The 24,571-nt window shown below is 27.0% G+C and carries 16 protein-coding genes and 1 pseudogene; 5 read left to right on the plus strand and 12 right to left on the minus strand.

Going from position 1 to position 24,571, the window contains the following annotated elements; genetic code table 11:
* Positions 1 to 1,127 precede the first annotated feature (1,127 nt).
* Positions 1,128 to 2,252, plus strand: coding sequence for a hypothetical protein (locus BHAMNSH16_RS06460; protein ID WP_008732647.1), 1,125 nt, complete (start codon positions 1,128 to 1,130; stop codon positions 2,250 to 2,252).
* Between the two features lie 725 nt (positions 2,253 to 2,977).
* On the opposite strand, the gene BHAMNSH16_RS06465 is transcribed toward BHAMNSH16_RS06460, so the two are convergent.
* The 5 genes from BHAMNSH16_RS06465 to BHAMNSH16_RS06485 form a co-directional block, all read right to left on the minus strand.
* On the minus strand, positions 2,978 to 3,646 hold the full coding sequence (locus tag BHAMNSH16_RS06465) for a DNA alkylation repair protein (RefSeq protein ID WP_069731649.1): 669 nt from the start codon (positions 3,644 to 3,646) through the stop codon (positions 2,978 to 2,980).
* A gap of 17 nt (positions 3,647 to 3,663) precedes the next feature.
* Positions 3,664 to 4,668: an Ldh family oxidoreductase gene (locus BHAMNSH16_RS06470; RefSeq protein ID WP_008732929.1), complete on the minus strand. Its 1,005-nt coding sequence runs from the start codon at positions 4,666 to 4,668 to the stop codon at positions 3,664 to 3,666.
* A 159-nt stretch (positions 4,669 to 4,827) separates the two neighbouring features.
* Positions 4,828 to 5,079, minus strand: coding sequence for a PepSY-like domain-containing protein (locus BHAMNSH16_RS06475; protein WP_012671158.1), 252 nt, complete (start codon positions 5,077 to 5,079; stop codon positions 4,828 to 4,830).
* Between the two features lie 29 nt (positions 5,080 to 5,108).
* Positions 5,109 to 5,360 carry a PepSY-like domain-containing protein gene (locus BHAMNSH16_RS06480; protein ID WP_012671158.1) on the minus strand — a complete coding sequence of 84 codons (252 nt, stop codon included), beginning with the start codon at positions 5,358 to 5,360 and terminating at the stop codon, positions 5,109 to 5,111.
* A 29-nt stretch (positions 5,361 to 5,389) separates the two neighbouring features.
* Positions 5,390 to 6,004, minus strand: coding sequence for a PepSY-like domain-containing protein (locus tag BHAMNSH16_RS06485; protein WP_069731650.1), 615 nt, complete (start codon positions 6,002 to 6,004; stop codon positions 5,390 to 5,392).
* Positions 6,005 to 6,274: 270 nt separating this feature from the next.
* Between BHAMNSH16_RS06485 and BHAMNSH16_RS06490 the strand changes: the two genes are divergently transcribed.
* On the plus strand, positions 6,275 to 7,354 hold the full coding sequence (locus tag BHAMNSH16_RS06490; RefSeq protein WP_008730498.1) for an aspartate-semialdehyde dehydrogenase: 1,080 nt from the start codon (positions 6,275 to 6,277) through the stop codon (positions 7,352 to 7,354).
* 228 nt (positions 7,355 to 7,582) lie between these two features.
* On the opposite strand, the gene BHAMNSH16_RS06495 is transcribed toward BHAMNSH16_RS06490, so the two are convergent.
* The 7 genes from BHAMNSH16_RS06495 to BHAMNSH16_RS06525 form a co-directional block, all read right to left on the minus strand.
* On the minus strand, positions 7,583 to 8,893 hold the full coding sequence (locus tag BHAMNSH16_RS06495) for an NCS2 family permease (RefSeq protein WP_008730497.1): 1,311 nt from the start codon (positions 8,891 to 8,893) through the stop codon (positions 7,583 to 7,585).
* A 597-nt stretch (positions 8,894 to 9,490) separates the two neighbouring features.
* The gene (creD, locus tag BHAMNSH16_RS06500) at positions 9,491 to 10,852 is read right to left on the minus strand and encodes a cell envelope integrity protein CreD (RefSeq protein WP_008730495.1); all 1,362 of its coding nucleotides are present in this window, start codon (positions 10,850 to 10,852) and stop codon (positions 9,491 to 9,493) included.
* A gap of 37 nt (positions 10,853 to 10,889) precedes the next feature.
* Positions 10,890 to 13,727: a methyl-accepting chemotaxis protein gene (locus tag BHAMNSH16_RS06505; protein ID WP_008730493.1), complete on the minus strand. Its 2,838-nt coding sequence runs from the start codon at positions 13,725 to 13,727 to the stop codon at positions 10,890 to 10,892.
* A gap of 182 nt (positions 13,728 to 13,909) precedes the next feature.
* Entirely contained in the window at positions 13,910 to 15,823 is a 1,914-nt protein-coding gene (flgK, locus tag BHAMNSH16_RS06510) for a flagellar hook-associated protein FlgK (protein WP_008730491.1), read from the minus strand.
* A 163-nt stretch (positions 15,824 to 15,986) separates the two neighbouring features.
* A complete protein-coding gene (locus BHAMNSH16_RS06515) occupies positions 15,987 to 16,919 on the minus strand; it encodes an Rpn family recombination-promoting nuclease/putative transposase (RefSeq protein ID WP_069731651.1) in 933 nt (310 codons plus the stop codon).
* Between the two features lie 268 nt (positions 16,920 to 17,187).
* The gene (locus BHAMNSH16_RS06520) at positions 17,188 to 17,739 is read right to left on the minus strand and encodes a hypothetical protein (RefSeq protein ID WP_008727445.1); all 552 of its coding nucleotides are present in this window, start codon (positions 17,737 to 17,739) and stop codon (positions 17,188 to 17,190) included.
* A 196-nt stretch (positions 17,740 to 17,935) separates the two neighbouring features.
* Positions 17,936 to 19,777, minus strand: coding sequence for a methyl-accepting chemotaxis protein (locus tag BHAMNSH16_RS06525; protein WP_069731652.1), 1,842 nt, complete (start codon positions 19,775 to 19,777; stop codon positions 17,936 to 17,938).
* 196 nt (positions 19,778 to 19,973) lie between these two features.
* Between BHAMNSH16_RS06525 and hisC the strand changes: the two genes are divergently transcribed.
* The 3 genes and pseudogenes from hisC (at position 19,974) to BHAMNSH16_RS06540 (ending at position 24,530) form a co-directional block, all read left to right on the plus strand.
* The gene (gene hisC, locus BHAMNSH16_RS06530; RefSeq protein ID WP_069731653.1) at positions 19,974 to 21,038 is read left to right on the plus strand and encodes a histidinol-phosphate transaminase; all 1,065 of its coding nucleotides are present in this window, start codon (positions 19,974 to 19,976) and stop codon (positions 21,036 to 21,038) included.
* 106 nt (positions 21,039 to 21,144) lie between these two features.
* Positions 21,145 to 22,824, plus strand: a complete 1,680-nt coding sequence (locus BHAMNSH16_RS06535; protein ID WP_069731654.1) for a restriction endonuclease — start codon at positions 21,145 to 21,147, stop codon at positions 22,822 to 22,824.
* A 21-nt stretch (positions 22,825 to 22,845) separates the two neighbouring features.
* Positions 22,846 to 24,530 (plus strand): annotated as a pseudogene (locus BHAMNSH16_RS06540) (restriction endonuclease).
* The last annotated feature ends 41 nt before the right edge of the window (positions 24,531 to 24,571 follow it).

A 24,571-nucleotide genomic window follows, 5' to 3' on the forward strand; every position in this document is an offset into this window, starting at 1 on the left:
TTTTTAGAAAAAAATAAAAAAAAATTTATTTTTATGATTTCTAAAATTCATATTATACTATTACTTTTAAACGCACGCAAAATAAAACTAAAAATATAGATTTCTTTGTAATTCAAATTTTATTATATTTTTAATTTGGTTTACCGTGCGTTAAATGATTTTTTAAATCTAATCATCACTAGGGCGGGGGCTAGCAAATTCTAATTGGGCTATAAAGATAGTAAATATTAAAATCCAAAGTAAAGCAGTAAATTTTAAAGGGAGGGGTATGTAGATAAAGTTTTAAAACTTATTTTTCACTCCCCACCCTCTAGGATTATGACTTTAATTTGTAATTATTGTTTTTCATTTCTTTTTTATTTTACCTGTTATTTTTGCTGCCCACCCAAGATTTTTTTTAAATTTATAGCGTATTCACCGCACGCAAAGTAAAATTAAAAATATAGATTTATTTGTAATTCAAATTTTATTACATTGTTAATTTAGTTACCGTGCGTTAAATGATTTTTTAATCTCTAATCCTCGCTAGGGCGAGTACTAACAAATTCTAATTAGGCTATAAAGATAGTAAATATTAAAATCCAAAGTAAGGCTGTAAATTTTGAAGGTCTAGTTTTTAAATTAAAGTTTAAAAGTTATTTTTTATCAACTTTTCCCGCAGCAAAAGTTGCAAAAGTGCTAATTTTTTATAATATGATTTTATAAATTATTATTAAATAAATTCTTAAATTTACTCAACACTTTTGTAAATACTATAATTTCTAATTAAGTTATAAAGATAATCAATATAAAAATCCAAAGTAAAGCTATAAATTTTAAAGGGAGGGGTATGTAGATAAAGTTTTAAAACTTATTTTTCACTCCCCCACCCTATAGGATTATGACTTTAATTTGTCATTATTATTTTATGTTTTCTTTTTGTTTAAAAAGAGTTTATAAAAACCCACCTAATATTTTTTTAAATTTGTAATGAGTTCACATCATTAACAATATATTAAATGAATAAAGATCAATCAATTAAAGCATGTTAACTATAAAATTAATATATTTATTATGCATAGAGTTTAACTATTATAAAAATTAATTGTTATAAATTAGTCAGATTTATTTAAAAAAGAGGTAAAACCATGTTTAAATATAAATGCGATAAATGTGGATTAGAATTAGGTTATAAAGGTTTATGCTTTAAATATAAGGCAGAAGAGGAGAGAAACAAAACTCTTACCTTAACCGATAATGAAATAAAAGAAATGATAAGTAAATATGTAAAAAATCTAAAAGAAAAAGATGTTGATAAAGAATTGATAAAAGGCATTTACATTTATGATTTAATTGCATATATAAATATAGACTTAAAAGATGTAGCTAAAAAAGCATTAGAGAAAGAAATCTACTATCCTGAAGTATTTTATTATAAAGCTAGTGAAGAAATAAGAGATGAACTTATAAAAAGAATAAGAGCGACTAAAGATTATTCTGAAGGAGCCAATTTACTATCATGTTTGGCTATGCAGGGAGATGATGTTTCACTTGACTGCTTATACGATTTTGAAATGAATCCAAGAGAATGGAGGAATAAACTTCATGTAGATCCTTCTATTTATGCTGAATGTGCAGGTTGGACTTTTGATAAAGATAAAAAAAGACAAATACTTAATTTTGATAAATGTTATTATTTAGATAAGGCTAAAAGCAAAGAAGAAAAAGAAAAAAGCCCTATTAAAATATCTTCATTAAGAGATGAAAATTGTCCCGAATGCGGATGCCAAACTATGGATATGGTTACTATTAATGGCAGAGATGAAAGACTTAAATTTATAGGTGTTGATGGCATAATAAAAGCTTCATGCTGTCCTAACTGTGTAACTTATAATACAACTTATTCACAATATGATTTAAAAGGTGGAAGCCAAATACTTCCTTTTGATAAAGAGTCTGAAAATTATTATCATTCTGAAGAAAATTATATAGAGGAAGAAGAATTAAATTTAATGCATAATAATAATTATATACTTTCAAAACAGGAAGTTCCTTTATTTTATGGTGCATTTGATGATACTTTAAATACCATAGGTGGATTTGCTAATTGGGTTCAAGATTGGGAATATATAAAATGTCCAAACTGCGGAAAGAAAATGAAATATTTAATGCAAATTCATTGGCATACTATTGAATCTATGGCAGAAGGTACTTTATTTATAGAAATTTGTACAGACTGTAATATTACAGCAATGTTCCACCAGCAAACTTGATTTTATATGTTTTTTTATTATTTACTCTATCTCTGTATGAGTATAAATAATCCATTCATTATATTTATATCTATTGTACTTTTTTTATTGTTTTTATTCTTTAAAATAAAGCAGTAAATTTTAAATGTCTAGTTTTTAAATTAAAGTTTAAAAGTTATTTTTTATCAACTTTTCCCGCAGCAAAAGTTGCAAAAGTGCTAATTTTTTATAATATGATTTTAGCAATCATTATTAAATAAATTCTTAAATTTACTCAACACTTTTGTAAATACTATAATTTCTAATTAAGTTATAAAGATAATCAATATAAAAATACAAAGTAAAGCTATAAATTTTAAAAGGCGGGGTATGTAAATAAAGTTTTAAAGCTTAATTACATTTTCCCACCCTATAGGTTTATAATTTTAATTTGTAATTGTTATTTTATGTTTTCTTTTTGTTTAAAAAGAATTTATAAAAACCCACCCAAGATTTTTTTAAATTTATAGCGTATTCTCACCGCACGCAGAATAAAATTAAAAATCTAAATTTATTTATAATTCTAATTTTATTATATTTTTAATTTGGTTTACCGTGCGTTAAATAATTTTTAAATCTAATCAACACTTTGGCGGATACTGAAATTTATAATTATGAGTTTTAAAGTGATAAACGAGCAACTGATAATTGACAAAGGAAGTTGTCAGCTATTTCTTAGCGAGTTTATCACTAGCAACAATAATAAATTAAATATATTTGCTTGCTTCTTTTATACTTAGATTAGCCATGTTGTCTTTATGCTTTTCTATAAAGTCTCTTACCCAATTAGCATTGGTTTTGCTGTAATCTCTTAATGCCAAGCCTATTGCTTTGTTTATAAAAAACTCTTTATTGTTTAAATTGTTTATTATAATTTTCTCTAATAATTCTCTATTTGTTTTTTCTTTTCTTGAAAGCTGATGATCTATAGATATTCTTCTAAGCCAAATATTATCAGATAAAGACCATTCTAAAAGTATATTATTAACTGTTTCATCTTTTAAAGCAATATCACCGATAATTCTGTCCAAAAAATCTATAGTATCCCACCATGATTTTGTGAGGGCATATTCTTTTAGCTTTTCTATATGAGTTTTATTTAAATATTTATTTTTTAAAATAATATAATCTATTGCCGCATACTGAAATTCTCTGTATTTATTTTTATAACATTTGTCTGTGAAGTCAAAATCAATATATTCTTTTTCATCTTTTGAAATTGTTTTAAATACTTTTTTCTGAGCTTCTTTTCTATCTTTTGAATGAATACCTAAAAACTCAAAATTATTTTTCATGTATTTAGCCATTGAAGCAGCTTCTTTATTGTTTTTTAATATTTCAAATTCTTTTGAAAGCTTATTATATAAATCATTCATTTAGTGAAACCTTAAAATTACTTATCAAAAATATATTTATAAACATGCTCTGATAAAGGTATTCCATTTTTTAAGTAATCAGCAGAACAGGACTCTTTTCTCTCACCGGGTATTGATATAGTTTCACCTTCTTTTAGAGCAGGTTCTTTTCTTATATCATCAATGAATGACTGCACAGTATTTAAATAAGTGTCTAAATCATTATAAACAGCAGGATCAATAACAAGCATAAATGTGGATAGATTTCTTTTTTTATCCATATCGCCGTACATCTTTACTAAATTATTGCAGTATGCCTGCCCTATTAAAAGCCCTGTAAAAGCTTCTACCATAGTCATTATCAAATATCCCTTAACTCCTCCGAAAGGTACAACATATTTTATTTCATGCGGATTAGAACTAGGATTACCATTTTCATCAACACCCCAATTCATAGGTACTGTTTCATTGTTTTCACGGGCGGTAAATATGCGGCCTAGCGATACCTCACTTGTAGCCATATCACCAAGTATAAAATCTTTTTTGGCAGGAAATCCATAGCTTATAGGATTGGTACCAAAAAAAGATCTCTTTCCTCCAAAAGGTATAACGCAAGGATCCGTATTAACCATTATAAGAGAAACTTTATTTCTATCTATAGCCATTTTATTATAATACCCTAATGCCCCAGCATGACTATTGTTTTTTATTCCTATTAAAGCAATTCCTTGTTTTTCAACAGTTTCCAAAGCCCATTCCATAGCATACTGTGTTGCAACATGTCCGAATCCTCCGTCAGCATCCATTAATGCAAAAGACGGTTTTTTCTCTTCTATATTGAACTCTGAATTTAAATTTATTCCGCCTGCTTTTATTCTTTCTATATAATGCTCTACCCTTAATACTCCATGTGAATGTATTCCTCTTATATCCGCGTAAATTAATAAATCCGTAACAATTCCAGCCTGTTCATTAGGCACTCCGGCCATTTTAAATTTATTGTATACAGCTTCCATTAATTCTTTTGTATTAACTTTTATCATGTAAAAAAACCTTTTTATTATTCGATAAACATAATAAAGTTTACATAATTATAGATATAATGTCAATAATTTTATTTAAATATTAAATTAAAAAAAAGAACAAGAGATACTTTATATCCCTTGTTCTAATATAGTTTTATATTCAAGTATATTTATATATTAATCGTCCCATTCCTGACCTAATAAATTACCTGCTTTATCAATGTATAATTCCATCATATTATTCATTTTAACTTTATATACATTGTAATGCTCCATCTCTACTGCCCAAATCTGAGCCTGAGGATAAGTTCTCTTAGCAGTTGCTATTACAGCTTGAGGAACTTGATTAAGAGGCACATACCAATCAGCAAATAAAGCTGAAGTGCTTAAAACTGTTAAAGCTACTAATAAACAAAGTATTTTTTTCATAATATTACTCCTTTTTTATATATATTAAATTAATCGTCCCATTCCTGACCTAATAGATTGCCTGCTTTATCAATGTATAATTCCATCATATTATTCATTTTAACTTTATATACATTGTAATGCTCCATCTCTACTGCCCAAATCTGAGCCTGAGGATAAGTTCTCTTAGCAGTTGCTATTACAGCTTGAGGAACTTGATTAAGAGGCACATACCAATCAGCAAATAAAGCTGAAGTACTTAAAACTGTTAAAGCTACTAATAAACAAAGTATTTTTTTCATAATATTACTCCTTTTTTATATATATTAAATTAATCGTCCCATTTTTGACCTAATAACTGACCATTATTATCAACATATAATTCCATCATATTATTTAATTTGATTTCAAATATAGTGAACTGTTTTTCTATTTTGATAATTTGAGCATTAGGATAAGTTCTTTTTACTGTATTCATAACATTAGCAGGAAGTATAGTAGAAGGCATATTACCATAACATTTTACTTCTTTCCAATCGCCATTAGGGAAGAAATCGATTTGAGTACCATTTTCTAAATATACTTCAATATCGTCCCAATCTCTTTCTATAAAAGTTACTTTCACATTAGCAAAATGCTGTTTTATAAAATTCTGAGCATTTTGAGGTATAGAAGACAATTGCACTCCGTATCCATATTGTGCACCTTGACCTCCTTGTTGAGCATAAGGATCTTGATAATTTTGCTGTCCTTGAGCTGGAGGCTGAGCATAAGGATCTTGATAGCCTCCTTGTCCTCCTTGCTGTCCATAAGGATCTTGATAGCCTCCTTGTCCGCCGCCTTGACCTTGATTATTGTCATAATATCCATTATATTGAGCAAACAATGATCCTGTAAGCATTGCTGAAACAAAAATTATAGATAAAGCTTTTTTTATAGTAGTCATAAAAATTCTCCTGTTTTTTATTATGTAAAAACAATTTTGTATCAAGTAAATTATCTTTACATTAATTATTATAGTATAATTTTAAGATTATGTCAATTAATTTTACTAGTTTTTTACTAAAAATTTACATTTTTTTTGAAAAAATTATAATAAATCTATTAGATTAAACTAGAAAAACTATAGTTTTATATGTAAAAAAATCTTGATTTTAATATATAATCGATGTATAATTATATGAATAAAAAATAAATAATTAATGGTAATACAATTATGAAAAAAGTAAATTTATGTTTATTAGGGGCTTCTGGTGCTGTGGGTCAGGAAATGCTTAAAGTATTGGAAGAAAGAAAATTCCCTATCAATGAATTAAGACTTCTTGGAAATAGAGAAGCAGGAAAAAAAGTTAAATTTAATGGAAAAGAATACACAATCGAAAAGACAACTAAAGATTCATTCAAAGATATGGATATAACATTGGTTGCGGTGGGAGCTGATTTAAGTAAGAAGCTAAGCCCATTAGCAGTAAAAGCAGGAAGTATAATTGTAGATAACAGCAGTGCATTTAGAATGGATAAAAATGTTCCTTTAGTAGTTCCTGAAGTTAATCCTGAAGATGTTAAACTTCATAAAGGAATAATAGCCAATCCAAACTGTTCTACAATAATAGCTTTAGTAGCATTAGCTCCTCTTCATAAATTTGGAAAAATAAAAAGAATAATAGCTTCTACCTATCAGGCTGTTTCCGGTGCCGGTAAAGAAGGTATGGAAGAATTAGAACAGCAGATTCAAGATTATGTTGCTAAGAAAAAACTTGTTAACAAAACATTTAAATATCAAATACTTCATAATTTAATTCCTCAAATCGACTCATTCGATAAAAACGGATATACTAAAGAAGAATTAAAAATGACTAATGAAGGAAGAAAAATACTTCATGCACCTGATATACAAATAAGTTGTACTTGTGTAAGAGTTCCTGTTATAAGAAGCCATAGCGAATCTATTACAGTAGAAACTGAGAAAAAAATCACTGCTAAAAAAGCTAAAGAATTATTATCTAAAGCAAAAGGCGTGAAAGTAGTTGATGATCCTGCTAAGTTTAAATATCCTATGCCTTTGGATACTTCTGATCAAGATTTAATATATGTTGGAAGAATAAGAGATGATATCAGTGCTAAAAACTCATTAACATTTTGGTGTGCAGGAGATCAAATAAGAAAAGGGGCTGCTACAAATGCTGTACAAATAGCTGAGCTCCTTTTACCTGAATTAGAGAAAAAATCTGATAATTCTGTTCAAAAGAAACCTGCTAGAAAACCATGTGTAAGAAAATCAGCAAAAAAACAATAATTAAATAATTAGAAATATAGAGGCTATGTAATATATAATACATAGCCTCTTTTTTATTATAAAAAATTAATCTGTTTACTGAAACAAATATAATACTTATTCAAAACTAAATCAATAAATATTAGATTTAGTTCAAAAGTATAATTTCAATTAATTAAAATAAAAACAGAGAGATTAATAAAATCTCTCTGTTTTTAATCTTTAAACAATCAATTAATTAAATATTAATTATCCTAAATGTTTCTGTATTATAGGCATAAGTATTTTAATTAAAAGAAGTGCTGATAATATCCAAGTTAATAATGATATATCTTTATTTTTACCTGAAACAAATTTTAATATAGTAAATGATAATACTCCGAAAGTTATACCTTCAGCTATACTATAAGCGAAAGGCATAAATATTATACATATAAAAGCAGGAATTGCCTCTGTATAATCATTGAAATTGATTTCTAATATAGGAGTCATCATAAATAATCCTACTATAATTAAAGCGGGAGCAGTAGCAGCAGAAGGTATAGCTAAAAATATATGCGATAAAAATAATGAAACAGCAAACAATATAGCAACAACAAGCGAAGTTAATCCGGTTTTACCTCCTTCAGCAACACCTGAAGCACTTTCAACATAAGTAGTAACAGTAGAAGTACCTAAACATGCACCTACAACTGTTCCTACAGCATCGGCAAATAAAGCCTGCTTACATCTAGGAACTTCTCCATTTTTTGTAAGCATATCTGCTTTAGTACATACTCCTACTAATGTACCCACTGTATCAAACATATCAACAAAAAGGAAAGTAAATAGAACTATAAACATATTAGGAGTAAATATATTACTGAAATCTAATTTAAAAGCTATTGGTTCTAATGAAGGCGGAATAAAACTTGCATCAGGAGAAAGTTTTGTAAGTCCCATAGGAATGCCAATTATTGCTGTAATAAATATTCCTAAAAGTATAGCTCCTTTTACATTATATGCTAATAAAATTGCTGTTATAATAAGTCCTATAATAGCAAGCAATGCACTTCCTGAAGTGATATTTCCAAGTCCAAGCAAAGTAGCATCATTATTTACTATAATCTTAGAATTTTGAAGTCCTATAAAAGCTATAAATAATCCTATTCCCACAGAAATAGCTCTTTTCATATTAACAGGTATACTATTAACTATAGCCTCTCTTACATTAAAAATGGTAAGAACAACGAAAATAATACCCTCTATAAATACAGCAGTTAAAGCAGTTTCCCAGCTATACCCCATACCCAATACTACAGTATAAGCAAAGAAAGCATTAAGTCCCATTCCCGGTGCTAAAGCAAAAGGAAGATTTGCTAGTAAAGACATTATCAAAGTTGCTATTATTGAAGATACTACTGTGGCTGTAAATACTGCCCCCTTATCCATACCGGTAGCACTTAGAACACCAGGGTTTACCGCTAGTATATAAGCCATTGTCATAAAAGTAGTAAAACCTGCTATTATCTCTGTTTTTACATTAGTACCATACTCTTTAAGCTTAAAAAATTTTTCCATAGAATATATCCCTTATAACAGTTTTTTTATCCATAACTATTTATAATTATGAAAGCTATACTATATATGAGATTATAATTTTTGCAATATTTTTTATTTATAAAAACCGCTTGGGCGGGCATGCTTTTTCTAAATTAAACTATAAAAATATTTTTAGCAAATATTTAAATAAAAGCTATAAATATAAAGAGTGGGGAGTGAAAATAATTTTTTAAAATAAAATAAATCTTATTTTTATACTTATTTTATTTAAATTTTTTAGAATTTTCTCTGAATGATATGTACTTTATTTTACAATAAAAAATGAAAACTAATATAATGTACGATTAAAATATTTTTTTAGTTTATAAAAAATTCTGTTTGAATTCCCGCCCTTTATAGTTCTGAACTTTATTAAAATATATATGATTTATTATTTTTTTAAAACTAAAACAGAAATATTAGCACCCACCCAAATGCTTTTTTTATTTGTAATCTATACAACGCACGCAGAATAAAACTTGAAATATAAAGCGGTTTGAAAATGTAAATCCTTATAATATTTTAAATATTGTTCACCGTGCGTTAAAAAAATACAATTAATTATTTTGCATTACCTTAATTATTCTCTCCGTACCAATCAACATTACGAGTGAAATACATAGCAAGAGCTATAACAGCAAATAATCCTAATGTTCCCATAAGAAGGGCATAATCAGTAAGCTGAAGTATACCAAATAGGAATATATAAATTAATATATTTACCAAAGCCATTGAAAAAGCGTATTTATTAGATTTTATAATGTAGCCTATATAAATAGAAGTTAATGCCGTTACCATTAAAGCACTTAAAAAATAGCTTAAGTTAAATATTAAATGCTCTGATATAGCTAAAAGAAGAAGGTAAAATACCGCATTAGCTATTCCTATTAATATATACTGCACTGGGTGTATGCGTTTCTTTGAAAGCACTTCGCATAAAAATAATACAAAAAATGGTATGAAGATAAAAAGTATGGCATACTTTACACTTCTTGAAGTTTTCTGATAATTATCATTAAGAAGAAGAAAAGATATTAAAACATCATTAGAATTTTGATTAATATCTTTCAAATATTCATTATCATTTACTCTATTTGCATTTTCATCACTAGTCCAATACTTCGTGAATGCTGTATTAAAACTTGCTATATTCCACTCAGCATTAAAACCGTCATTATTAACTTCTCTTCTCGTTGGCAGAAATCCTCCTGTAAAACTAGGATCTTTCCATTTTGAAGATATTTTAAAAGTATTCTCAGAAGCTAAAGGTGTGATTATCAGAGAGTTTCCTCCCTGAATATCCATAGTTATATTAAAATCAAAACCATTTAATATTTTATCTCTTGAAATAGTATATAAAAATTTATTGTTAAACATATTCAAAGATATATTAATATTCTTCTCATAATATTGAAGCTCTTCATTTTGATTTACCGATACATTAGGAAGCTTCATAAGATTTTTTTTGTTTCCTATTCCCAATATAATCATAGCCTCATCATAAAGTATAATATTATTATTTTCATCTAAATTAAATATTTCAGCATTATATTTATCAAATCTCCCTGTAATATTTAATTTGGAATTAAAAATAGGAGCCTTAAATATGCCTCTGTTCAAACTTGATACTTCAACATCGCCTTCAACATTATATTCATTAGGCATATAAAAAATGTATTTTCTTATGTAGCTTATTTCTTTGGTTTCACTGTCAATAACTCTATTTAAATACGGTATTGCAATAACAATTCCCTGTATATTTGCACTATTTCCAACAGGCTCTATTATAGAAGATACCGCCTCATCTTGATATCGTATTCTATCTCTTACAACGCCGTTTATAAAACTCATAGGAATTAAAAGCAAAAGCCCTAATATCACTATTATAAGTATCTTAAAACCTAAAGTAGCTGTTAGTTTATTTAAATTTCTAATCATTAAAATAATCCATATTTATTATACTGAAAATTTGTAATTACCATTTAAGTACGAATTCAGTATAAAACTCACCATCTTTAATGGATTTAGTAATTTCCATAGTTGCTCTAATATGAGTTACAGACTCAAGTAAAAGTGTAGACCAAGAAAGTATAGCAAGTTCAATAACTTCAGGATCTTCATTAAAGTTTACTAAATGCACCACTAATAGTTTTTTTCTGGCCTTAATTAATTCTATTCTTGCCGGATCAAATAAATCAGTGAATATATGTTCTGCCGCATAACTTAAAATAAAATGCTTAGGTAAAAAGAACAATATAGGTCTTAAATACTTAGGTACAATTTGCTTAAAATGATATTCGGAAATCTCTTTAATACCTGTATTAGTACCTGCATAAAATAAATCACATACTAATTTATATGGTTTATCAAATGATGTAGAATATGGATACCATTCTTTACTTGATATTTCATTTTTAAATATTAAAGCAGATGAAGGCTCCATTGCAGTTACCCATTTCTGATATCCTTCTTCTCCAAATTTTGTTTTTATAAATTCTTTTAATATGATTAATGTTATACCTTTAACTCTCTGTGTAACAGTATCTCTTTTAGTCTTTATGTCTCTAATTTTATACTGAGATATTTCTGTTTCAAGTTCTGACAACAGTTTATTATTATCATTTGCAAATTTATTCATAATATTTGCAGAAGCAGATAAATCATTAGAACTATCAGAAATATTTATTACGCTAGTATGTATAGACTCAGATATATTTTTAAGCTTATTCATAGTTTTTGATGTAGAAATAGAAATATTATTAAGAGATTCAAGACTATTTCTTATATTACCGAGTTTATCTGCCATATCAATATACTGAGTTTTAATATGTTCACTGGACTGTGAAATTTTAGTAATAGAATCTACTATTTCATTAATAGCTTTTAACTGTTCTACAGAAGACACATGCACTGTATCCATAATCTCTGTAACTTCCTGTACATCTTTAGTAAGTACATCAAACTGCTCTGTAGATTCTGTTAAATCATTTGTAGTAATAATTATTTTTTCTTCTATGTTTTGAAGAACTTTATTAGCATTATCTGCCTGTTCATTTGAAACCTCAGATAATTTACGTATTTCTTCTGCAACAACGGCAAAACCGGAACTATATTTACCAGCATGGGCAGCCTCAATAGCAGCATTCATAGCTAAAAGGTTTGTCTGATGTGCTATATTTCTAATAGAACTTACGAAATTAGAAATAAATCCTAAAGCATTTCTCAAATCTCCTGTAGCCATAGAAGTAGCCTGCATTTTCTCTTTACTTTTTACAGAAGCCAATGACAAATCTTTAGCTTTATTTGTAGCTTTAGAAATAATAGAGTCTATATTTTCAATAGTTTTACTCATCTCCTCAACTGATGTAGCTATTTGCTCTATATTTTCGCCTTCTTCAATAATTTTATTCTGAAGTTCTCTAGTATCTCTTTCAACCAAATCAATATTACTTGTATTTGCAGATATATATTCCTGCATATTTAGATTGCTGCTTTCTACTATTTCCACCTGATTCAATTCATCATTAACATTGTTTTTAATAACTTCAATATTGTTATTAATTCCATATATTATTTCTAAATTAGAACTGATTTTTTGAGAAAGCGTATCACTCTGCTTTTTTGAAGTCAAAATAGTTCTCTTTACACTAGAAAGTATGGACTGTAAAGAATTATTTAAAAGTCCTACCCATTTAGTCATTTCCCCTATTTCATCGCCTCCGGAAATAGTAGGTATCTTAACAGTCAAATCTTTATTATCAACAGAATTACCTATAGCATCTGATATCTTTGTTATAGAACTGAATAATAATTTAATGAAGAATACAATAGTAATTATTGCCATTAAGAATGCTATTATTATAGTATAGAATATAGTATTATTCATATCTTTTATCTGTGCTGTATAATATGAATTAGGAATAAGCATTACTATATTGATAAGCCCTGAAATATTGGCAACATAAGATTTATATAATGCGTTATTTATTTCTACTTCATCTGTTCTGCTGTATCCTGCAGCTAAATTAGAATTAAATATTTCATAGTATTGAGGGAATAGTACATCTACTCGTGCATTTATTAAATCAGGATTTTGAGAATTCATAATAGCTGAATTTTTTTTATCAATTATCATTATATCAGCACCTTCTATGGCAAGAATGTCTTTTATAATATCTGAAGAATAATTAAAAAGCACCCCTACATTTGCTATTCCAACAATTCTTTCTTCATTTTCAATATCAGGTATTGTTGAAGATATATTAAAAGTTATACCGATATTTTTACCTTCATCAATCATATATGGCTTTAATATTTGTCTTCGTAATATACTTCTATATACCTGATTATAACTATTTGTTAAAGTATCCCACATAATTCTATTTGTAGTATTTATTTTCACAAATTCCTTATTAAAGGTAGAATATCTATAAAGAGTAAAAGGCTCATTTGCATTTCCCATAGATTGAGGGTGAAATAAAATACTAACTATTCTATTAAAATATAATTGAGATTCATTTACAGTAGCTGATAGGAAATTTTTAAAATACTCATCTCTTTGCTGAGTAGGCATATTTTTTATATTATTATAAACGACTGAAAGAGTAGTAGAAATCTTTGCCGATTCTTCTCTTGCTGAAATTATATTATATTCAAATTCTTTTTCTATTAGTTTAAATCTATTATCCAAACTTCTTTCTATGATAGCAGAAAAAGTTTCAGTATTTAAAGTATTACTCAAGAAATTGGTGCTGAAAGCAACCAAAACCATAACTCCGACTATTATTAAAATTATACGAATCTTTATACCCATTTCAAAATGCTCCTGTGTAATTAATATCGGCATTGGAAGTATATATTTTAAAGAATTATATCTATAATATATTTAAAACTAATAGCTGTAAAGAGATATTAATAAAAAAGTATAATATTTTTTAAATATAAAAATAGGCGGCATCTGCTTTTATGATACCGCCTCAAAAATCTATATATTACTTACACACCCATTCTATTTATCACAACATCTAAAAGCTGATCCATAATGCTTACAACTCTTGCAGATGCATTATAACCATGCTGATACATAGCCATTTGAGCAACTTCTTCATCTAAATTAACTCCGGATACAGACTGTCTCAATTTTTCAAGATATTCCATAACAACAGTTTGTTTTTCAGTTTCAGCATTAGCTGTTTCTGTTCTTGAAGATATTTTAGCAAGACTTCCTGTATAAAAATCATTGAATGTAGATTTGCTGTCTATCATTATCTCTTTATTTTTCAAATTAGCTATAGCCAAAGCATTGGATCCGTCGCCTATTCCATTCCATTTGTCATTAAAACCGTTGCCTGTAGTATCTATACCTTTAGAAGCGGCTATGTAATTAACATCATTTCTTATAATGTCATTAATAGCAATAGCTGAAGCAGGGTGTCTGTCAGGAGTAACTGTAAAGTTCCTAAAATCGCCTGCTAATTGGTTAACTTGATCTATTGTCTGCCAATTATAAGCTCCGTTAGCTCCGGACTGATTTAATACTCCTGTTATTCCAACTAAGAAATCGCCTGAATCTTCTATATGCTTAATAAAATACGAAGGTCTCATATAATCATCAAAGCCTCTGGCTTTAAGCACAAGTCTGTTATTATTATCTAAATAAGCTGAAACATTAGCCTCGCTTGAGTTGATTTTATCTATCAATTCTCCGACTTTCATCTGAGCAGTATAATCTATAGCAACATCGGCACCTTCTCTTGATTTATTACCGAATACTAAAGTTCCGCTGCTTCCTATGCTGGCAGTAGAATCCACTGAATTAATACCGCTTACTTTGAACATTATAGTAGAATCTTCCTGTCCGTCATTATTAATATCAAAATTACCTATTACAGAAGGAGTAGTTTTTGTAACTGTAAAGAAGTCAATACCTGTTTCCTGATTAAGACCGAAACCGCTTCTATGTATTTCATTTACGCTATCAGCCAAATTCATAGCAAAAGTATCTATATCATTAATAGCATCAACTGTATCAACATCTCTAAGTTCTAATAAAGCCTTTAATTCTCCGCCTTCAAACTGTACCTGAACATGATCTTTTTTCCAATAAATATCATACATTCCTTCATTATTGATATTTTTTTCGGCACTTAATTCGCTTACAATATTACCTTGAATCAAAGCTCTTCCGCCTATATAAATCATAGTTTCATCAGGATCAACAGATTTTATATCAACATTAGCAAGAGAAGAAAGCTCATCAACAAGTAAATCCCTTCTGTCTAATAAATCATTAGGGCTTTGTCCCAATGCCTGCTGTTTTACTATTTCAACATTTAAATCTTTTATAGAATTAGCTATATCATTAATTCTCTTAACCTTATTTTCAACTAAGTTATTCAAATTATTACGCATACCGTTCATTTGATTAAACATTTGATTAATAGAATTATTTATTCTGTCTGCTCTCTCTACAAGCACCATTCTTGTTCCTCTTTCTGCAGGATTAGCAGCCATTTCCTGCCAAGAATCCCAAAAAGCATCTAAATCGCTTCTTAAATTAGCATTTCCCGGCTCATTATATATAGCCTCAAGCTGCTTTAAATAATCAGACTTAGTTTTCCAATAACCGTCTGTACCAAGCTCCATCATTATTTTAGAGTCTATAAACTGATCTCTTATTCTCTCTACTGTAGTTATTTCAGCACCCTGTCCTAATTGACCAGCACGTTCTGCTCTATTAAGGCTAGGAGCTTCCAAAGGCTTATCAAATGTACGCATTACCACTCTTTGTCTGCTGTAGCCTTTAGTTGCAACATTATTTATATTATGTCCTGTAACTTCCAATGCTGTTTTGAAGTTTTGCAGAGATCTTTTACCTAATTCTATACCAAAAAATGAGCTTGTTGACATTATTATGCTCCTTAAAAATAATAATTTACTTCTAATTAATTATTAGAAGTATCGTATTTATAAAAAAATTTATTACATTTTTTTTATTATTATTGTAACATAAGGTAACATAATAAAAGTATTAAATATTTATCTATATATAAAAATTATTTGTTAAAATATATTATAGTTCTTCTATATCTTCTATACTTAATCCTGTAAGTTCTCTTATAAGCTCTATATTCATATTTTTGTTTTTCATTTCTTTAGCTATAGCAATCTTTTCAGATTTTTTACCTTTCTCTATTCCTTTCTCTATTCCTTTCTCTATTCCTTTCTCTATTCCTTTCTCTATTCCTTTCTCTATTCCTTCTTTTATTCCTTCTTCCCGCTCCTTCTTAAGCATAACAGTCTGACCGTATAAAAAAGCATCTCTTGCATTATAAACTTCCATTTCATCTTCACTAGATATAAAACGTTCATATTTGCTAATTACTTTATCCATTATAACATTTACCTCCTTTAATCTTTCTTTTACTTTATCTAAATCTTTTGCTGTAAAAAACTCTATCCAAGATAATATTTTATTTCTCCTTATATCTTCAATATTAGAGGCATATAAAATATTTTTAAATCTTGGCACTTCCAATATATGCATCTGCACCATATCTAAAACAACATTATGATTTTCTGTATCTATTAATTTAAAACATCTATGAGGTTTTCCTTTATCATTAAAATCCATATTGAAATTAACAAAATTAATACTTATAATTTCACTAATTATATCATACGGTTCTTTTTCCTCTACTTCACTTACTATATTCCTAGATATATAATAATATATTCTCTTTAAAAAATCTATATTGCCTGATAATTGTATTTCTATAATTATTTTTTTATTACTTTTTGTAATGGCTTTAACATCTAGTACGGATTCTTTTAAATTAATATTTTCAGGAAGATTATGAGGATTAATAATATGCAGATTATGAACTTCTTCAAATCCTAAATCTTTTAGTACAGAATTTACTATATTTTCAAGTATATCCTCATTTCCTTCAGATGCCAGCAAATATCTTACAAAATAATCATTCATTCTATTTATGTTTCTCATTTATTACACCCCAAAATATAAGTATATAGGCTTTACTTTTAATATTGGTTAAACAAATTCTTTTTATAAAATAAGCCTAAAATAATATATTTTCGTTTGATGAAATCATTTTGTAAATTAACAATTTTGTTATCGTACGATAGTATAATTTTTAAAGACTAAACTTTGAATAATATTTTATAAGCTAAATAAATACATATAATAAGAATGCATGATAAAAAATATGCGGGCAAAAACATATAATTTCAGCCCGCTTTAGAAATTAATTTTATTTATTTACAAAATCATTTTTGTCATATTCATCATCTGTAATCTTATAAATATAATCATCTTTAGTATATTCCCTATCTTCAAATCCTAGATCTGATATCTCCATTTTAGGATAATTGTCCCAATTAGCACCTTCTCTTCTCCATTTAGAAATTTCAGAGGAATAATCAGATGATTCAAGATAGATTCTAATAAGCGTTTTATCTTCAGATAAAGTTATAGCTGTATATGCATCTGCATATTCATTTGCAGTCTCTTGTCTTTTTCTTGAATATATAGCATAGTTATTGGTCATACCTATAAAAATTAAATCACCTTGTAGAATAGGGTGATGATAACGGCTTGCTATATCTCCATTATCTTTAAAATACCCGACAGGAAATCCTCTTGCAGATCTTAAAGGCACAATAGCTTTTCCTTTAACTGTATTCAAAAACTCAGCAGCTTCTTTACTATTTTTCTCAACTCCAGGTACTGAAACTTGACCTACTTCATTTCCGCCGCATGCAGCTATAAATACAAAAGAAAAAATAATTAAAAGTTTTTTCATTTTTACCTCCTAATTTTTTTTAATAAAAAATCTTTTCAAGAGTACAATATAATATATAAGTTGTCAAGTTTTTTAATATACAATACATAGGTATTATATATTTATCAAATTAATTATTGGCATTTAAAAAATAATAAGCTGTCTTTCAAAAAGGCAGCTTATTGATTTTTTATTAAATTTTTATACTTAAAAAATCTTATACTTTAAAGAAACTCATAGCATTAACTAATTCTTCAGCCTGATTTAATAAGGCATTAGCCGAAGCAGAGGCCTCCTCTACCAAAGCGGCATTCTGCTGAGTTACTGTATCCATATCTGTAACTGCTCTATTAACCTGTTCTACACCTTCATGCTGTTCTACTGCTGTTGAGCTTATATCACGCATTATTTTTGCAGTATTTTCTATCTTTTCCTGAAGCTCATTGAATATATCCTGTGAAGCTCTTGCAGATTCTGTGGCCTTATTGATTTTATCATAGGCATTATCAACTAAGTGAGTAATATCTTTTACTGATGATTGTGTAGTTTGTGCCAAATTCCTCACCTCACTTGCTACAACCGCAAAACCTTTACCCATATCGCCTGCCCTTGCAGCCTCTACTGCAGCATTGAGAGCAAGTATATTAGTTTGAAAAGCAATATCTTCTATTATTTTTGTAATATCTTTAATCTTAGTGCTGGCATCATAAACCTCTTCTATATTTTTAGTAGTATCAAGTATTATTTCGCCTGCATTTTCAATAGCCTCTCTTGAATCTATCATCATTTTATTACCCTCTACAGACTGATCTGCAGATGATTTTATTGTAGAAGCCATTTGCTCCATTGAAGAAGCTGTTTCCTCCAAACTTGCCGCCTGAGACTCTGTTCTTTTTGATAAATCCGCACTTCCGGAAGAAAGCTCTTTTGCATTCATTCTTATTTCATCAGATGAAGTTCTTACTTTTATAATAATACTTGAAAGTCTGTCTCTCATATCAAAGAAAGAATTCGCCAATACTCCCAATTCATCTTTGCGGTTTATATTTCTATGAGTAGAAGTTAAGTCCCCATTAGAAATTTCTCTGGATATAAGTACTAATTCATCTAAAGGTTTAGTAATGCTCTTAATATACATAAATATTAATATAGCACATAATATTATAAAAATAGGTCCTATTATTACTGTACGAATAATTGTATATTTTATTTCTTTATATATTTCGCTATTAGCCTTAGCAAATATAACAGTCCAAGGCATCATATCAATATTTTTATAAGCTGCTGAACGTTTTCCTTCCTGACCTTCACTATAATAAGATTCAATAATACCTTCGCTTTTTGTTTTTATGACACTGTAAACATCCGGAAGACTGCCTCCTATATTATTGTCATCTGATGATAATAATATATTTCCATCATTATTAGCTACGGTTATTCTTCCATTAATATTTAAACTCTTTATAAACTCATCATTGACTTTTTTCAAGTCCAAATTAATATAAACTAATCCTACAAAATTTCCCTGAGTATTCTTTACTCCTCCGCAAAGAAGCAATGCCTGACCTCCTGTTGTAGATGAAATACTTGTAGAATTATCAAATGTATACTTATAATTATTAGCTTTCATTTTAGCAAATAAATCTTTATGAATCTCTGCTATAGATACTCCTACAAGTTTAGGATTAGCACTGTCAAGCAAAACAATACCATTAATATCTGCCAAACCTATATTTATAGCATAAGTATTAACTGAGGCAAAATCTTTTAATCTCTTTTCTGCCTCATTTCTTACAGCTATATCATCTATATTTAAAATACCGCTTGCTAATGTGCCGGACTGAGAATAAGTTGCTATTGCAAGCAGCTGTTCATGAAGAACCATATCTATCATATAAGAATAGCCTGAAGCTGTAGAAGTAAAACCTTCTAAAGCAGCTTTTCTAATAGCCCTTGAAGAAGACCAAATAGAAATCGATGCCAATGAAACTATTGTTATAAATATAATAGAAATTATTATAACAGGAACTTTAAAAGATAAACTATGTATTTTTTTCATTTATAAAAACCTCTGTACTTTGTATTTGATATAAAATAAAAAACTAATTAGAAAAGATAAATAACATATTGATTTTAATATAACAATTAAATTTTTTAAGTCAATTTTTTTTATTCTAAATTTATAAATTATTTTACTATAGATTTTATAAAAATATCATATATAATAATCTATAAATAAAGAAAAAGGATTTGTCATGAATAATTTTCTAAGTAATAAAGCTAAATCTATAGAACCATATACTCCGGGTGAACAGCCTAAAGATAAAAATTATATAAAATTAAATACAAATGAATCTCCCTATCCTCCTTCTCCTCATGTAAAAAAAGCTGTAATTGAAAGCAGATTCGATGATTTAAGACTTTATCCGGATCCTAATGTAATAGATTTGAAAAAAGAAATCGCTGAATTATATAATGTAAATACAAATAATATATTCATAGGAAACGGCTCTGATGAAATATTGGCTTTTTCTTTTATGGCTTTCTTTAATAAGGGAGATAAAATTTATTATCCGAATATTACATACAGCTTTTATTCGGTATATTCAGCTCTTTTTGATTTAAATGAAGTGAAAATACCTCTTAAAGATGATTTCAGTATAGACATTAATAATTATAAAAATTTAGATTCAGGAATATTTATAGCAAATCCTAATGCCCCTACAGGATTACTTCTTAATCCGTCTCAGATAGAAGAAATTATAATGAACAATAAAAATAATATAGTGATAATAGACGAAGCGTATATTGATTTTGCTGAAACAGAAAGTGCATATAAACTTATAAATAAATATGATAATCTTTTAGTAATACAAACTTTTTCAAAATCAAGATCATTAGCAGGAATGCGTTTAGGTTTTGCTATAGGCAATGAAAATTTAATTCAAGGACTTAAAAATATTAAATATTCTTTTAATTCATACACTATTAATAGACTTTCTATAATTGCAGGAATTGAAGCGGTAAAAGATAATGAGTATTTTAAAGATACTGTTAATAAAATTATAAATACAAGAGAAAGAACAAAAATTAAATTAAAAGAATTAGGATTTAATGTTCTTGATTCTAAATCTAATTTTATATTTATATCGCATAAAAATATATTCGCTGAGGATATTTACCTAAAATTAAAAGATAAAGGAATATTAGTAAGATATTTCAAAACTGATATTATAGATAATTATATAAGAGTAACAATAGGATCAGATAAGGAAATGGATATATTTTTAGAAAAAATAAAAGATATAATAAGAAATTAAATATTTTAACAATATATATAAGGGTATAATAAAAATTCAAAAATTTATTTAAAGTTTTTAATTTTTTTTATATAATAAAAAAAATACAAAAGATTGGATAAAAAATATGAGCGATAAAACATTATATATCATAATTGCAGTAATATTCATTATTATATTAATATCTACAATTATAATGATTAAAAATATTTTTTCTAAAAAGAAAAATAATCCGCAGAAAAACATAAAAAAGATGATGAAGGAGCTTCAGAAAAACATAGAAGAAAATGAAAATGATTTGGACTCTCTTTATCAATTAGCTATGCTTGAAGAAAAATACGGCGACTTTAATGATGTATTAGATAAATATGAAAAACTTATAAAAGAGAGATATTTTGCAGATAATGATATTAATGAAGTTGAGATATACAAAAAATTAGAACCGGCATATTCTCAATTAGGAGATAAAGAAAAAAGTTTTAAATATTCTCTTTTAATTGAAAAAGCTGAGCCTAATAATATTTATTATGCAATCAAATTAGGTACTATGCTTGGAAAAGAAGGTAAATATAAACTTGCCTGCGAATACTTTAATAAAGTTATAGTATCAAAAGAAAATATAGATATAGAAGAAGCAAAGACGGCTGCTTTATCTTTTTTTATGATTAAAGATTATAAAAAGTCTATAGTATTTTTGGAGGAATTATATAAAAAGATATTAAATAATAAAGAAATAGATGTATCAGAAATTTACAATCTTGAAATATTGATGATATCTATGTATATATCGGCAGATGAACTTAACAGAGCAATTGCATTCATAGAACAAATATTATCTAATAAGAATATAAACGAAGATCATAAATTATATATTAATAAAATGTACATGTACACATTATATAAATTATCTGATAATGAAAGATTTAGAGAAATGTATAATAATATAATTAGTTTATATAATTTAGAAGAGGCAGACTATAAATATGCTAGTCTTATATTCGATTTTGCTTTCTATTCATATTTCTTGAAAGATATAAATGCTTCTATAAGATTCTTTACAAAATTGAATTCTTTTCATAAATTGGAATACAGCGTTTACTATTTAGATCAAATACTGCAGTATCTTAATGAAGTTAATAAAGCTTTTATTCAATTAACCAAATTAAGAAACTCCATGAAATTGAATGATGAAAAATATGTAAATGAAAGATATGATAAATATATCGATAGCGAATTAATAAAAATATGGGAAAAAGTGTTGGGATTGTGGGAAGGAAATTTCTGTAATTTTGACTATATTAATTCATTAGTAGAAATTGAAAACTCTATTGATGTTGATAAGATATTAAATGAATATAATATGGAAAAGCAATTAAATGATGATAATAGACAAAAACGAATTACAAATATAGATTCTATATATTCATTAAGTTTGAGTAATTTCAAAAAACTTTGCCAGAATATCATTCAAAATAAATTATCATATTCCATATTACAGGAATATTCAGATAATATAATAAATTATGAATATGGAGATGATGTTAATTATTTGGCATATCCTACTAATAAAAACAGAAAAGAAGTAACATTAATTTCTATAAAAAGATGGAAAAATACGGAGGTAGGAGAACTTATAATCCGAGATTTTTTACTTATGGTTAATGAATCTGGGGCAAAAAACGGAATACTAATTCTTCCTGTAAAATTGTCCAATAGTGCAATAAGCTATGCAAAACATAATGAAAAAATTACTGTTTATACAAGAAGCCAATTTAATTCATTTTTAAAAAATAATTTTGCAAAATAATTATTAAATATAGGACATATTATGCTTGATTCTTACACTTATATAATTATCGTTCCGGTATCTATAATAATAGTATTAGGAATAATTTTCTTCTTAAAAAGTATAATGGGAGGAAGTAATCGTACATATAAGCCAAAAGACATAAAGAAAAAAATAGATGATCTTGAGAAAAAATACAAATGAATCCTAAAGATTATAATTCAATATATGAATTGGCTGTAATAGAAGAACAGTACAATATGACCGAAAAAGCTTTAGAAAAATATGAACAGCTTATTAATATTAAATATTTTGAAGGAGAGGAATTAAATATATATAAGAAGCTTGAAGAGTTATATAATAAATTAGATAATAGAGAAGAAAGTTTAAAATATACTTTAAAAATAGCTCAAATAGATATTAATAATGCATACTATTCTATAAAAGCAGCTACAGAACTTGGCAGAGAAGGTGCTTATAAATTAGCTTCAGAATATTTCAATAGAGTTTTAAATAATAAAAATGATTTTGAAATATATGAGCTTAAAATAGCTGCTGTATCTTATTTCATAAACAAAGAGTATAAAAAAGTGATTTCTATGCTTGAAGAACTTCATAAGAGGTTAAATAGAAATATAAGCAATATTGAAGAAGACTATGATGAAATGATATTGGTAGAGAAAATACTAATTTCACTATATATTATAAATGATGAGATTAACAGTGCAAGAAACTTTACAGAATCTATACTGTCATCAAGAGCGATTAAGAATGATTCTAAGTATCATTTCTTTATAAACAGAATATATCTATATATATTATACAAATCAGATGATAATGAAGCTTTTATCAATTTATATAATCAATATTCAAAACAGTATAAAATAAATGAAATAAAAAAAGAGGAAACTATTATTATTTTAGATTTTGGTTTTTACAATTATTTTATAAAAGATATTAATAGTGCTATAAGTTATTTTGAGCATATAAAATTATTCAATGATCCTGAATTTAGTATATATGATTTAGATAGTATATTTAATTATTTATCTGCTATTGCCAAAGCTGAAGTTCAATTAAAAAAATTAAGAGGAGATATGCCGTTAAATAATAATGATAAATATGTAAAAGAAAATTATGAAAAATATGTTAATGCTCAGTATATAGAATCTTGGGAAAACTCTGTGAGATTGTGGGAAGATTCTTTTAATAGTTTAGATAAAGTATTAAATTTAATAGAAATAGAAAGAACTGTAGATATTGAAAAAATATTATTGGAATGCAATATAAATGAAAATAATGCCACTATAGAAAATGTAAGCACTAAGAAAGTAGATAAAATTTATGATATAAGTTTATCATCTTTTAAAAGTATATGTCAGGATATAATACAGAAAAAACTTTTATATTCAGCTGTGCAGGAGTATAATGAAAAATTAATAGATTATGATTACGGAGATGAAGTTAATTACTTGGCATTTGCTGCAAATAAGAGTAAAAAAGATTTGACTTTAATATCTTTCAAGCGATGGAGAAATACTGAAGTTGGAGAACTTGTAATTAGAGATTTTATGCTTCTTATTAATGAGGCGGGAGCAAAAAATGGTATATTAATTCTGCCTCTTGAACTTACAAATAGTGCTAGAAGTTATGCTACGCATAATGATAAAATTAAAGTTTATACAAGAAATCAATTTAATTATATGCTTAGAGACAGTAAAATATAATGATTGATAAATACAAAATTTAAAATAATACTAATTATAAC

This window comes from Brachyspira hampsonii (assembly GCF_002214805.1).
Lineage (GTDB): Bacteria > Spirochaetota > Brachyspiria > Brachyspirales > Brachyspiraceae > Brachyspira > Brachyspira hampsonii.